This window comes from Pseudonocardia sp. GCM10023141, assembly GCF_042653605.1.
This window is the reverse complement of the sequence record NZ_JBHSIR010000050.1, coordinates 58738-72670: the sequence shown is the minus strand read 5'-3', so window position 1 is coordinate 72670 and position 13933 is coordinate 58738. Positions and strand designations below refer to the sequence as shown.

Genomic DNA, 13933 nt, shown 5'->3' with positions numbered 1-13933 from the left:
TCGCCGGGATCCCGACAATTTCACATTTCGCGAAAAGTTGAGCCGGCAAGATCTTTCGACCCTAAATCTCGGTCAAGCGACTTGGTGCTGATCGGGAGCCTGCATAACCTCGATGGGCCATGTCAGCAGGATCCCGGTGCCAATTGTGGAGGAATCTTCCCTTGAGTGTGGCAACGTCGACCTTTCCCGATTCGGGCGGATTCGTGGCGTCGTCCGGACCGTTGGGTTGCGACTCCCCGGAAGGGGCGCTGGGGATCGACGCGCAGCACCGCGAGCTCGGCGCGGTGCGGTTGCCCGCCGAGGCACTCGTCGGCGTGGTACCCGCCGGGTCGCCCGGGCGGCCGCGGGTGCTCGTCGTGGTCGACGACATGCCGTTCCTCATCGACGCGATGCTCCTCGAGCTGCGCCGCCGCAACCTCGGGGTGCATCGCGTCGTCCACCCGCGAGTCTGGGCCCGACGCGATGCCGAGGGTCGGCTCGACGAACTCGAGTCGATCACTCCGGTCGCGGAGTCCTGGATCGCGCTGCACCTGGACGAGCTTCCGGCCGGGTCGGCCCATGATGATCTCCGAGCCGCGATGGTCGGCGTGATCTCGCAGGTCAGATCCGTCGTCGAGGGTGAGCCGCGGATCGCCCAGCAGGCACTTGACCTCGCCGTGAGCATCGAGGGGTCCCCGGCGGGGCAGGAGGCCGCCCGGTTCCTCGCGTGGTGCGCCGAGGGCAACCTCACGTTCCTGCACCACGGTGTGGAGCCGATCTCGGAACCCCCGGAGCACTCGCCCGGGTTGCTGCGCTTCGCGCGGGGCAACAGCGTCACCCGGGTACTGTGCGACGCCCCGCCGCTGCGCGTCACCGTCGTCGCGCCGGCGTCGGGTGCCGCGCCCACCACCCCGACCGCGGAGCCCGCGGTCGTGCACACCTTCGAGGCGTTGCTCTCGCCCGCCGCCGCTCGGGCCGACGTGATGAGCATCCCGATCGTGCGGGAGCGGGTGGCCGAGCTGCTGCAGCGGGCCGGGATGCACCAGAACTCGTGGTCGGGACAGCGGGCACTGGAGATACTCCAGAACTATCCGCGGGCCGAGCTGCTGCGCGCCGACACCGATTCCCTGTTGCGCGTGCTCACCTCTGTTCCCGAGATCACCGACCGGAAACAGGTGCGGCTTTTCCTGGACGCCGATCTCGGTGACGCCACGGTGTCGGCGCTGGTCTTCCTGCCCCGCGACCATTGCACGCCGGATGCGCGAACCGCAATTCGGCGCGTTCTCGAAGGTGCGTTCGGCGGCCGCAGCACCGAGCACGCGGCCCGCATGACGGAGTCGCACGTGGCCATCGTCCACCTGACGGTGGAGGGCACCGGTGCGCTGTCGGAGCCGGACGAGCATGCGCTCGAGGAGCGCCTCGCGCTCGTGCTCGACACCTGGGGGGAGCAGCTGCTCGCCGTGGCGGGCGCCACCGCGCGCGGTGCGGTGTTCCCGCAGTCCTACCGGGCCGACGTCGCTCCGTCGGCTGCCGCGCTGGACCTGGCCAGGCTGGACGCGCTCAGCCCCGAGGACGGCGTGGTCGCCGCTCTGGAGCGCGATCTCGCCCGGCGCACCGGCAGCGCGCGGTTCCGGGTGCTGGTCACCGGTACCCGCGTCACCCTGTCGTCGGTCCTGCCGGTGCTGCAGTCGCTGGGGCTCGAGGTGCTCGAGGACCGGCCCTACGACGTGCGGCGCAGCGACGGTCGGCAGTGCTGGATCCACGACTTCGCGGTGCGGCTCCCCGAGGTCGCAGGCGCCGCGGCTGCCGACACGGAGCTGGGCCTGCGCCTGGCGGACGCGTTCCACGCGGCCTGGACCGGGCGCTGCGACGCCGACGGGCTCAACGCGCTCGTCGTGACGGCGGGCCTGACCTGGCAGCAGGTCACGGTCCTGCGTGGCCTCGCCCGCTACCTGCAGCAGCTCGGCGGGCCGCACGGTCACACCTACATCACCGACACCGTCCGCGCACAGCCCGACATCGCGCTCCTGCTGGTGCGCCTGTTCGAGGCGCGGTTCGACCCGGACCGCAGCGAGCCGGACCGCGCCGAACGCGTCGCGGTGTTCGACGTCGAGATCGCGACGCGGATCGACGCGGTGGCCAACCTCGACGCCGACCGGATCCTGCGCAGCGTCCTGTCGCTGGTCCGCGCCGCGACGCGCACGAACTACTTCACCACCGACGGCTCCGGCAACCCGCCGGAGGTGCTGGCGTTCAAGTTCGCGTCGGACTCGATCCCCGACGTGCCCGAACCGCGTCCCGCGGTGGAGGCGTTCGTCCACGCGGCCCGGCTGGAGGGCGTCCACCTGCGGTTCGAACGCGTCGCGCGGGGTGGGCTGCGCTGGTCGGATCGCATCGCGGACTACCGCACCGAGGTGCTCGGCCTCGTCCGCGCCCAGGCCGTCAAGAACGCGGTGATCGTGCCGGGTGGGGCCAAGGGCGGCTTCGTGGTGAAACGGCTCCCGGTCCCGACCGGTGACGACGCGGCGGATCGCGCGGCGCAGCGCGCCGAGGTCGCCACCTGCTACCGGCTGTTCGTGGGTGCGCTGCTGGACCTCGTGGACAACCGGTCCGGGCACGGCGCCGGTGCCACGGTCGGCTCCCCGCCGCGGGTGGTGCGCTACGACGGCGACGACTCGTACCTGGTCGTCGCGGCCGACAAGGGCACGGCGACGTTCTCCGACCTCGCCAACACCGTCGCGATCGAGCGCGGGTTCTGGCTGGGCGACGCGTTCGCGTCCGGCGGCTCGGTCGGCTACGACCACAAGGCGATGGGCATCACCGCGCGCGGCGCCTGGGAGAGCGTGCGCAGGCACTTCCGCGAGCTGGGCCTCGACCCCGACGTCGACGAGTTCACCGCGGTCGGGATCGGCGACATGTCCGGAGACGTGTTCGGCAACGGCATGCTGCTCTCCCCGCACGTGCGACTCGTCGCCGCCTTCGACCACCGCCACGTGTTCCTCGACCCCGACCCGGACCCGGCCGTGTCGTTCGCGGAGCGCGGCAGGCTGTTCGCACTGCCGCGCTCGTCGTGGGCCGACTACGACCGCACCCTGATCTCGGCCGGAGGTGGCGTGTGGCCACGGTCGGCCAAGTCGATCCCGGTGTCCGACCAGGTCCGGGTGGCGCTCGGGCTGGACCGCGCCGTGCGCAGGCTCGATCCGGCGGCACTGATCCGGGCGGTGCTCGCCGCACCGGTGCGGCTGCTGTGGAACGGCGGGATCGGCACCTACGTCAAGGCGAGCGGTGAGACCCACACCGATGCCGGGGACAAGACCAACGACGCCGTCCGGATCGACGCCACCGCCGTGCGGGCGAACGTCATCGGGGAGGGCGGCAACCTCGGCCTGACCCAGCGCGGTCGCATCGAGTACGCCCGCACCGGCGGCAAGATCAACACGGATGCCGTGGACAACAGCGCGGGTGTCGGCTGCTCCGACCGCGAGGTCAACCTCAAGATCCTGCTCGACGCGCTGATCGAGGACGGATCGCTGACCCACCACGACCGCGACGCCCTGCTCGTCGAGATGACCGACGACGTCGCCGGGCTGGTGCTCGCCGACAACATCGTGCAGAACGACGTGCTCGGCGTCGCCCGCTCCCACGCCGACGCCATGGTCGGGGTGCACGGGCGGATCATCGGCGAGCTGGAGTCGCAGCGCGGCCTGCACCGCGGGCTCGAGGCGCTGCCCGACGCCGAGGAGCTCCTCACCCGCGACGCCGCGGGAGCCGGGCTGACCTCGCCGGAGCTGGCCACGCTGCTCGCCCACGTCAAGCTCGCGCTCGCCGACGACATCGCCGCCTCGTCGCTGCCCGCCGACGCCGCGCTCGGCGGCCATCTGACGAGCTACTTCCCGGCCGCCGTTCGGGACCGCTTCCCCGCGGCGGTGCAGACGCACCCGCTGCGCCGCGAGATCATCACGACCGCCGTTGCCAACCACGTCGTCAACAGCGGTGGCATCTCCTACGTGTCCCGGCTCGCCAACGAGATCGGTGCCACCAGCACGGATGCGGCGCGGGCCCATCACATCGTCACCGCGGTGTTCGGCCTCGACGAGATCACGGCCGGGATCGGCGCGCTCGCCGCGGTGCTTCCCCACGACGTCACCGACCGGCTCACGCTGGTGGCGCGCCGGCTGCTCGACCGCTCGTCGCGGTGGTTCCTGACCCGCCGCCCGCAGCCGCTCGACCTGTGCGCGGAGGTCGAGCGCTTCGGCCCGACGATGGCGACGCTCGCGCCGAACGTCGCGCGGTTCGTGCGCGGCCCGGAAGCCGGGTCGCTCGCCGACCGTGTCCGGCGCTACACCGAGATCGGGGTGCCCGATCAGCTGGCCCGCCGGTGCGCCGGGGCGCTGTACTGCTTCGCGCTGCTCGACATCATCGATCTAGCCGACCATCCCGATCTCGCAGCGCAGCCGCGGCCCGGCGCCGTCGACGACCTCGCCCGGCTCTACTTCGGGATCGCCGACCGGCTCGACCTGCACGAGCAGCTCACCTCGATCGCGGCGCTGGACCGCTCCAGCCGCTCGAAGGTGCTCGCCCGGTCGTTCGTCCGGGAGGAGCTCTACTCGGCGCTGCGCGCGATCACGCTGCGGGTCGCCGCGCAGACGCCTGCCGACCGCTCGGTCGACGAGCGGATCGACGCGTGGGAACGCGCCGACGCGACCCGGCTGGCGCGCATGCGGGGCGTGCTGCAGGAGCTGCGCACCGGCGAACCCGCCGATCTCGCCGGCGTCACCGCGGCGCTGCACCAGGTACGCGGCCTCGCCTTCACCTGAAACCGGTACGACGTCACGCAAGGGGGCTGACGAGCACATGTCACAACGCACGGAATCCAGCGGGGGACCGGACTTCCGGTCCCGCACCGACCTCGCGGTGTTCGAGGACGAGGGATACAGGAAGAGCCTCGGCAACCGCCAGGTCCAGATGATCGCCATCGGCGGCGCCATCGGCAGTGGCCTGTTCCTCGGTGCCGGCGGGCGGCTGCACTCCGCCGGGCCGGCACTGATGATCGTCTACGCCGTGGCGGGCGTCATCGCCTTCCTCGTGGTGCGGGCCATGGGTGAGATGGTGATGCACCGCCCGACGTCGGGCTCGTTCGTCTCCTACTCCCGCGAGTTCATCGGGGAGAGGTCCGCGTACTTCGCCGGCTGGATGTACTTCCTGAACTGGGCCTGCAGCGGCATGGGTGACGTCACCGCGGCCGCGGTCTACGTGAAGTTCTTCGCGCCCGACGTCCCGCAGTGGATCCCGGCGCTGGTCGCGCTCGGCGTCGTCCTCGCGGTCAACCTCGTCTCGGTGAAGGTGTTCGGCGAGCTCGAGTTCTGGTTCGCCGCGATCAAGGTGGCGGCGCTGGTGATCTTCATGGTCATCGCGATCGTGACGCTGGTGCTGCGCACCCCGGTCGACGGGCACACCACCGGGCCGCAGCTGATCTTCGACAACGGCGGGTTCTTCCCCGCGGGGTTCCTCGCGGTCCTCATGATCCTGCAGGGTGTCGTGTTCGCCTACGCGGGCGTCGAGATGGTCGGTGTCGCGGCGGGGGAGACCGACAACCCGCGCAGGATCATCCCGAGGGCCGTCAACTCGGTGGGATGGCGCATCGCGGTGTTCTACGTCGGCTCGGTGCTGCTGCTGGTGATGCTGCTGCCGTCGTCGGTCTACCAGCCCGGCGAGAGCCCGTTCGTCACGGTGCTGGGCAAGATCGGGGTACCGGCCGCGGCCGGCATCATGAACATCGTGGTGCTCACGGCCGCGCTCTCGAGCGTGAACTCCGGGCTCTACACCACCGGTCGCGTGCTGCGCTCGCTCGCGTTCAACGGCTCCGCGCCCCGGATCCTCTCGCGCATGAGCCGATCCGGGGTCCCGTACACCGGCATCCTGCTGACGGCATCGATCTACCTGATCGGGGTGGCGCTCAACGCGTTCCTCCCGCACGACGCGTTCGAGATCGTCACGGAGCTCTCCGCCGTCGGGATCATCGGGATGTGGTCGATGATCATGATCGCCCACCTCGCCATGAAGAAGGCCGCCGACGCCGGTCGCATCACCCGGCCGGCGTTCCGGCTGCCGGGAGCGCCGTACACGAACTACATCACGCTCGGGTTCCTGCTGGTGGTGCTCGCGATGACGTGGTTCAACGGATCGACGGGCAAGATCGTGATCTACTGCATCCCGCTGATCGTGGTGGCGCTCGTGGTCGGATGGTTCCTGACCCGCGGCAACGTCGAGCGGATCAAGCAACACGGCTTCGGCAACCACGAGTAGGCCCGGTGCCGCTCCCCAGCGCCGGGTCCGTCACCCGCCCCGCGCCACCAGCAGCGGCACGTACTGCTCGTCGGCCGTGAGCGAGCCGTGCTGGCCCGGCAGCGTCGCGAGCAGCGGCTCGGCCACCGACCGGACGACGGCGGTGGTGCCGCGGGCGGCCATCACGACGTCGCCGATGCGGTCGCGCATCCGCGGAGCGACCGGGCCGAACCAGCCGCGCTCCACGGCCTCCTCGCCGGTCACGACCCAGGCGCGCTCGCCCAGCACGGACCGCCAGGTGGCGAGCACGTTGGCGGCCGCGCCACGCCGCGCATAGACGTGGCGGGCGCGGCCGTCGCCGCCCAGCAGCAGGACGTCGCGCTTGAGGTCGTCGTGCGTGTCGGCGTCGAGCACATCGTCCACCTCGACCATCCCGTGGTCGCCGGTGATCACCAGCACCGCGTCGGAGGGGAGGCTCTCGGCGATCAGCGCGGCCAGCCGGTCGGCCTGGCCCAACTGCATCCGCCACGACAGCGAGCCGGGGCCGCGCCGGTGGCCCAGCCCGTCCAGGTCGGCGTGGTAGCCGTACACCAGTCGCCTGCCCGGTCCGTTGAGCGCACCGATGACCTCCGCGGCCAGATCCCCGAGCGCGAAGGTGCTGCGGAACGAGCCGCCCCGCAGCGCGGCACGGGTCAGCCCGGAGCCCTTGAACTCGCCCTTCGACACGACCGTGACGTCGATCCCCGCGGCCGCGGCCCGCTCGAACACCGTCGGCATCGGCTGCACGTACTCCGGCGGGAACATCGTGCGCAGATCCTCGGACCCGCCCACCGGCCGCCACAGCAGGGTGTCGAGCAGGGCTCCGTCCGCGCGGAAGGACAACCCGACCATGCCGTGGGCGCCCGGCGGCATGCCGGTGCCGAGCGAGGCCAGGCTGATCGGGGTGGTGGACGGGAACCCCGCCGTGAGCGGGCCGGCGTCGGGCAGGCTCGCCAGGAACGGGGCGTCGGCGGCGTGGCGGCGCAGCAGGTTGGAGCCCAGCCCGTCGACGAGCAGCACCGCCGCGGCGCGCACCGTGCCCAGCCCCAGGTCGGTCGGCGCGATGTCGCCGGAGCCCACCGCGGGCTCGCCCAGCGCCGTGAGCAGTGCGGGGAGCACGTCCGACAGGGAGCGATCGCCGTAGCGGGGCAGAACGAGGTCGTCATCGGGCACGGCGCCGAGACTGCCAGACCGGGATGTGAGCGGCCCGCTCTACGCTGGCGCCGTGCTCGATCCTCCTGGCGTCACGGCGCTGCCGCCGGGCCTGCGGATCGTGCTGGACCGCCGCGCCCGTGTGGTCGACGACGGCGCGGTGCTGTTCGGTGGCGCGCCGCCGCGCATGCTGCGGCTGGCCACTCGGGCCCGCGCGCTGGTGGCCGGTGGTCGCGGGTTCACGGTGGCCGACGCGACGTCGACGAAGCTGGCCCGCACCCTGCTCGACGCCGGGATCGCGCACCCCACCGCTGCGCCCGTGACGGCGGTGCCGTCGCCGTCGGACGTGACCGTGGTCGTGCCGGTGAAGGACCGGGTCGACGGCCTGCGCCGGCTGCTCGCCGCGCTGCCGGGCGGGCTGGGCGGCGTCGTCGTCGTCGATGACGGCTCGGCGGATCCGGCCGCGATCGCCGCTGTCGCGCACGGCGCCGGCGCTCGGGTGCTGTGCCACCGGACCGCGCAGGGCCCGGCCGCTGCGCGCAACGCCGGGCTCGCCACCGCGGCCACGCCGCTCGTGGCGTTCCTCGACTCCGACGTCGTGCCCGAACCGGGCTGGCTCGCACCGCTGCTCACCCAGCTCGCGGATCCCGCCGTCGGACTGGTGGCACCGCGGATCGTCGCACTGGCGCCGATCACGGGCTGGCTGGGCCGCTACGAGGCAGCCCGGTCGGCGCTCGACCTCGGGGCGGACCCGGCGCTGGTCGTGCCGATGTCGCGCGTGGCGTACGTGCCGAGCGCGGCGCTGCTGGTGCGCCGCGCGGCCGTCGGTGCCGGCTTCGACGAGCGGATGCACGTGGCGGAGGACGTCGACCTGGTGCTGCGCCTGCACGCCGCGGGCTGGCGCGTGCGCTACGAGCCTGCGGCCCGCGTGGCGCACGACCACCGCACCACCCTGGCCACCTGGTGGCTGCGCAAGGCCTTCTACGGCACCGGCGCCGCGCCGCTGGCGCTGCGCCACCGCGGATCCGTGCCACCGATGGTGCTGACCCCGTTCGCCGCGGCGGTGGGCGTGCTCGCGCTGTGGGCCCGGCCGCCCGCCGCCGCGGTCGGGGTGGTGGTCGCGGCCGTGGCTGTCGAGCGGCTCGCCCGCAAGCTCCCCGTCGACCGGCCGCGCCGCACGGCGGCCCGGTTGATCGGGCAGGGGGCGGTGGGCGCGCTGAACCAGACCGCCGACGCCGTCACGCGCCACTACTGGCCCGTCGCCGCTCTCGCCTGCCTGGTCTCGGCGCGGGCCCGGCGCCGGGTCGCGGTGATCGCGCTCGCCGGTGGGGTCGTGGACTGGTGGCGCGACCGCGGTCGCGATCCGCGGGCCCGCCCGGGGCCTGCCGGGTACGTCTTGGCCCGCAGGCTCGACGACCTGGCCTACGGGTCGGGGCTCTGGTGGGGGGCGCTGCGGCTTCGTACGCTCGAGCCGTTGCGGCCGGCCGGGCCGGGTAGTACAGGATCCCGACCGCCCGAGAGGGTTAGTCCGGACGGATGACGGTTTCCCGTGATCGGGTCCGCGTCTGCGGCCCGGATCACCCCATGTCACCCGCTGTAGCGGAGACGCTGCTCCGCTGGTCGGGTTGCGGGTCGTCGCCGGGTACCGACTGGCGGCCGGACGGCTTGCACGGGTCGATCAACAGGGGTGTGATGTGGTCGCCGACACACAGATGTGGCGGCGCCGAGACACCTCTCGCGGCGGAGGAGAAGCTACATGGCACAGGTCCGGGTCACCGTCGACGGCGTGAACTACGCCGACGACGTCGAGCCCCGCACATTGCTGGTCCACTATCTGAGGGAGACCCTCGGCAAGACCGGCACGCTGGTCGGATGCGACACCAGCAACTGCGGTGCATGCACCGTTCACCTGAACGGTCAGAGTGTGAAGTCGTGCTCGGTGTTGGCCGTCCAGGCCGACGGTGCCGAGGTCACGACCATCGAGGGTGTCGCGCGTGACGGCCAGCTGCACCCGGTGCAGCAGGCTTTCCACGAGCACCACGCCCTGCAGTGCGGCTACTGCACGCCGGGAATGATCATGCAGGCCATCGACCTGCTCGGGGACAACCCGGATCCCGACGAGCGCGAGGTCCGCGAGGGCATCGAGGGCAACCTCTGCCGCTGCACGGGCTACCAGAACATCGTGCGTGCTGTGCAGGGCGCCGCCCAGAAGATGAAGCCAGGCGCCCACGCCGAGACCCCGGCCACCGCTTCGGTGGCCGGAGGAGGCAACTAGACATGACCGCTACCGCCGATCCCACCACGCTCGAAGTCGGCAAGGCGCGTCCCCGCAGGGAGGACGCGCGACTGATCGTCGGCCGGAGCCGTTACACCGACGCGATCACCCCGAACGGCACGTTGTACATGTACGTGGTCCGGTCGCCCATCTCGAGCGCGACGATCACCGGCATCGACAAGTCCGCTGCCGAGGCGGCCCCCGGGGTCCTCGGCGTCTTCACCGCGGGCGACCTCGGCGTCCAGGCCGTCGGCCTGCCGCACGCCTGGCCGCTGTCCCCGGACGAGAAGGCTCCCCAGCGTCCGCTGCTGGCCAACACCACCGTGCACTTCGCCGGTGAGGGTGTGGCCGTGGTGCTGGCGCGCACGCTGGCACAGGCCCGCGACGCAGCCGATCTCGTCGAGGTCGACTACGACCCGATCGACCCCGTGCTCGACATGACCGCCGCGGTCGCCGACGGCGCCGCACTGGTGCACCCCGACCTCGGCACCAACAAGAACACCACCTGGGTGTTCGACTCCGCGGGCGCCGGCACCGGCGGTGACATCGACGCCGCGATCGCGGCCGCCGAGTCCGACCCCGACCAGATCGTCGTCAAGCGCCGGTTCATCCAGCAGCGCCTGATCCCGGCGTTCATGGAGCCGCGGTCCTGCGTCGTCGACCCCACCGGCGAGCAGCTCACCATCTACGCGGCCACGCAGATCCCGCACATCCTGCGGACGATGACCGCGGCGAGCATGGGCATTCCCGAGGCCAAGATCCGCGTCATCGCCCCGGACGTGGGCGGCGGCTTCGGCGGCAAGGCCGACATGCTGTGCGAGGACATGCTCTGCGTCGTCCTCGCGCAGAAGTTCGGCAAGCCGGTCAAGTGGACCGAGAGCCGCTCGGAGTCACTGCTCTCGGCCGCGCACGGACGCGACCAGATCCAGGACATCACGATCGTCGCCAAGCGCGACGGCACCGTGATCGGCATCGACGTCAACCTGCTCGCGAACATGGGCGCCTACCTGAACCTGTTCGGCGCGGCCGTGCCGGCGCTCGGCGCGTTCATGTTCAACGGCATCTACAAGTTCGACGCCTACCGGTTCACCTGCACCCCGGTCTTCACGAACACCACGATGACCGGCGCCTACCGCGGAGCCGGCCGTCCGGAGGCCACGTTCGCGCTCGAGCGGATCATGGACGAGCTCGCCGTCGAGCTCGGCCGCGACCCGATGGACCTGCGGCGGCAGAACTGGATCACGCACGAGGAGTTCCCGTTCACCACGGTGGTCGGGCTCACCTACGACTCGGGCAACTACGAGCAGGCCACCGACCAGGCCATGGCCACGTTCGACTACGCGGGCCTGCGTCGCGAGCAGGAGGAGCGCCGCGCCAGCGGCGACAAGGTCCAGCTCGGCATCGGCATCTCGACGTTCACCGAGATGTGCGGGCTGGCGCCGTCGCGGCTGCTCGGTTCGCTGGGCTACGGCGCGGGCGGCTGGGAGGCCGCGAGCATCCGGATGCTCGCCACCGGCAAGGTCGAGGTCGTCACCGGGTCGTCCCCGCACGGGCAGGGCCTGGAGACGGCGTTCAGCCAGATCATCGCCGACCAGCTCGGCGTGCCCTACGACGACGTCGAGATCCTGCACGGCGACACGCAGGTCTCGGCCAAGGGGCTCGACACCTACGGCTCGCGGTCGCTGGCCGTCGGCGGCATCGCCATGGTCAAGGCGGCCGACAAGGTCATCGCGAAGGCGCGCAAGGTCGCGGCGCACCTGCTCGAGGCGTCCGAGGACGACATCGACTTCGAGGGTGGCCGGTTCACGGTGCGCGGCACCGACAAGGGCAAGGCGATCCAGGAGATCGCCTACGCCATCTTCACCGCGCACGACTACCCCGAGGACATGGAACCCAACCTCGACGCCGACTACGTGTTCGACCCGGAGAACTTCTCCTTCCCCCACGGCACGCACCTCGCCGCCATGGAGGTCGACACCGAGACCGGCCAGGTGACGCTGCGCAAGTACGTCTGTGTCGACGACATCGGCAACGTCATCAACCCGCTCATCGTCGAGGGGCAGGTGCACGGTGGCCTCGCGCAGGGCATCGCGCAGGCGCTGTTCGAGGAGGCGAACTACGACGAGCAGGGCACGCTGGTCAACGGCACGTTCGTCGACTACACGCTGCCGTCGGCGGCCGACCTGCCGAGCTTCGACACGGCCACCGTCTCGACGCCTGCCACCACCAACCCGCTGGGGGTCAAGGGTGTCGGCGAGGCCGGCACCATCGCCTCCACGCCCGCGATCGTCAACGGTGTGATCGACGCGCTGCGCCACCTCGGCGTCACGAACGTCGAGATGCCCACCACCTCGCAGCGGGTGTGGCGGGCCATCCAGGCCGCCAAGGGCGTCGCCACCCAGGAGACCCCGATCGACACCCACTCGCCGGGTGCCGGGCTGGGCTCGATCGACCCGAACAACCCCCAGGGGGAGGTCCAGTGATCCCGTCCAAGTTCGACTACGTCAAGCCGGCGTCGGTTGCCGAAGCCGTCACGGCGTTGCAGCAGGGCGGGGAGGACGCCAAGATCCTGGCGGGCGGGCAGAGCCTGATCCCGGTGCTGCGGCTGCGCCTCGCGGCGCCGTCGCTGATCATCGACCTGGGTGGCATCGCCGAGCTGCGGGGCGTGCGCGAGGACGGTGACCGCATCGCGATCGGTGCGATGACGGCCTACCACGACCTGATGCGCGACGACCTGGTCAAGCAGCACGTCACGCTGCTGGCACAGGCCACCGCCACGGTGGCCGACAACCAGGTGCGCCACCGCGGCACGCTCGGCGGCTCGCTGGCGCACGCCGACCCGGCGGGTGACCTCGGGGCCACGGCGCTCGCGCTGGACGCCGAGATGGTGATCGCGGGGGCGTCGGGCACCCGGACGGTGACCGCGGCCGACTTCTTCGTCGACTACTTCACCACCGCGCTCGGCGAGGACGAGATCCTCACCGAGATCCGGTTCCCCCGCTACACCGGATGGGGGAGCCACTACGAGAAGTTCAACCGCACGGCGCAGGCCTGGTCGATGTGCGCCGTGGCCGCCGCGCTGCGGATCGAGGGCGGCACCATCGCCGAGGCCAGGGTCGGACTCACCAACATGGGTACGACTCCGATCCGGGCCACGGGTGTGGAGCAGGCCCTGATCGGGCAGCCTGCCTCGGCGGATGCTGTGCGTGCTGCTGCCGAGCATGCGACGGAAGGCACGGCCGCACCGAGTGACGCGGACGCTGCAGCCGACTACCGTGAGCATCTGGCGAAGGTGCTCACGGGACGGGCGGTGCTCGCCGCGGCCGGCTGATCCGGCTCAGGCGGCACTGCCGTCTGACGATCGTCCACAGCGGGCGCCTGCCCCCGGAGCACCGGGGCAGGCGTCCGCACTGGTGAGGAGACCCCATGCAGTTGGAGAACACGTTCACGATCGCAGCGCCGATCGAGAAGGCGTGGCAGGCGTTGAACACGCCGGAGACGGTGGCACCCTGCTTCCCGGGGGCCACCCTCACCGCGTACGAGGGCGACAGCTTCGAGGGCACCGTCAAGGTCAAGCTCGGTCCCATCTCGCTGACCTACAAGGGCAAGGGCACCTACACCACCCGTGACCAGGCAGGCCACAAGGTGGTGATCGAGGCCAGCGGCCGCGACTCCCGTGGCAACGGCACCGCCAACGCCACGGTCACCGGCACGCTCGTCGCCGACGGCCCGGACAAGACCAGCGTCACGATGGTCACCGACATGACGATCACCGGCCGGCCCGCGCAGTTCGGCCGCGGCGTCATCTCCGATGTCGCCGACAAGATCATCGGCCAGTTCGCGGCGTGCGTGGCCGACAAGCTCGCGCCGCAGGCGGAGGGCTCGGCCCCGGCCGAGGAGCCGCGCACGGCCCCCGTGGCCACCGGGTCCTCGAGCGGCAGCACCAACGGTGCGGCCGGCGGCGGCGCGGTCACCACGGCACCGGCACCCACGACGGCGGCCAAGCCGGCGACGCCGATGACCCCGATGCGCAGCGAGATCGATGCCATCGACCTGCTCGACACCGCGGGTGCACCGGTCCTCAAGCGGCTGGCGCCGGTGGTGGGCGGGCTCCTGCTCCTGCTGATCGTGCTGCTGGTGCGGCGCAGCCGGAAGGGCTGAGCCGCCCGATCTCGGCCCGTTGCAGGAAGGCCACCTTGCCGC

At 71.8% G+C, this 13933-nt stretch carries 8 protein-coding genes; 7 read left to right on the top strand and 1 reads right to left on the bottom strand.

Translation table 11 applies throughout. The annotated features are described in order from the left end of the window. The first annotated feature begins 167 nt into the window (after positions 1-167). The gene (locus ACFPFQ_RS28650; protein ID WP_379624373.1) at positions 168-4796 is read left to right on the top strand and encodes an NAD-glutamate dehydrogenase; all 4629 of its coding nucleotides are present in this window, start codon (positions 168-170) and stop codon (positions 4794-4796) included. A gap of 37 nt (positions 4797-4833) precedes the next feature. After that, positions 4834-6285: an amino acid permease gene (locus ACFPFQ_RS28645; RefSeq protein ID WP_379624293.1), complete on the top strand. Its 1452-nt coding sequence runs from the start codon at positions 4834-4836 to the stop codon at positions 6283-6285. A gap of 30 nt (positions 6286-6315) precedes the next feature. On the opposite strand, the gene ACFPFQ_RS28640 is transcribed toward ACFPFQ_RS28645, so the two are convergent. Then, positions 6316-7476, bottom strand: coding sequence for an alkaline phosphatase family protein (locus ACFPFQ_RS28640; protein WP_379624291.1), 1161 nt, complete (start codon positions 7474-7476; stop codon positions 6316-6318). 52 nt (positions 7477-7528) lie between these two features. Between ACFPFQ_RS28640 and mftF the strand changes: the two genes are divergently transcribed. The 5 genes from mftF to ACFPFQ_RS28615 all read left to right on the top strand — a co-directional run bounded on the left by mftF (position 7529) and on the right by ACFPFQ_RS28615 (position 13891). After that, on the top strand, positions 7529-8995 hold the full coding sequence (gene mftF, locus ACFPFQ_RS28635) for a mycofactocin biosynthesis glycosyltransferase MftF (protein WP_379624289.1): 1467 nt from the start codon (positions 7529-7531) through the stop codon (positions 8993-8995). Between the two features lie 216 nt (positions 8996-9211). Then, complete coding sequence (locus tag ACFPFQ_RS28630) at positions 9212-9730, top strand: (2Fe-2S)-binding protein (protein WP_379624287.1); 519 nt, start codon at positions 9212-9214, stop codon at positions 9728-9730. Between the two features lie 2 nt (positions 9731-9732). Further along, entirely contained in the window at positions 9733-12213 is a 2481-nt protein-coding gene (locus tag ACFPFQ_RS28625; RefSeq protein WP_379624285.1) for a xanthine dehydrogenase family protein molybdopterin-binding subunit, read from the top strand. Then, positions 12210-13061, top strand: coding sequence for an FAD binding domain-containing protein (locus tag ACFPFQ_RS28620; RefSeq protein WP_379624283.1), 852 nt, complete (start codon positions 12210-12212; stop codon positions 13059-13061). Before ACFPFQ_RS28625 ends, ACFPFQ_RS28620 begins: the two co-directional genes overlap by 4 nt. 95 nt (positions 13062-13156) lie before the next feature. After that, positions 13157-13891: an SRPBCC family protein gene (locus ACFPFQ_RS28615; protein WP_379624281.1), complete on the top strand. Its 735-nt coding sequence runs from the start codon at positions 13157-13159 to the stop codon at positions 13889-13891. Positions 13892-13933: the final 42 nt, after the last annotated feature.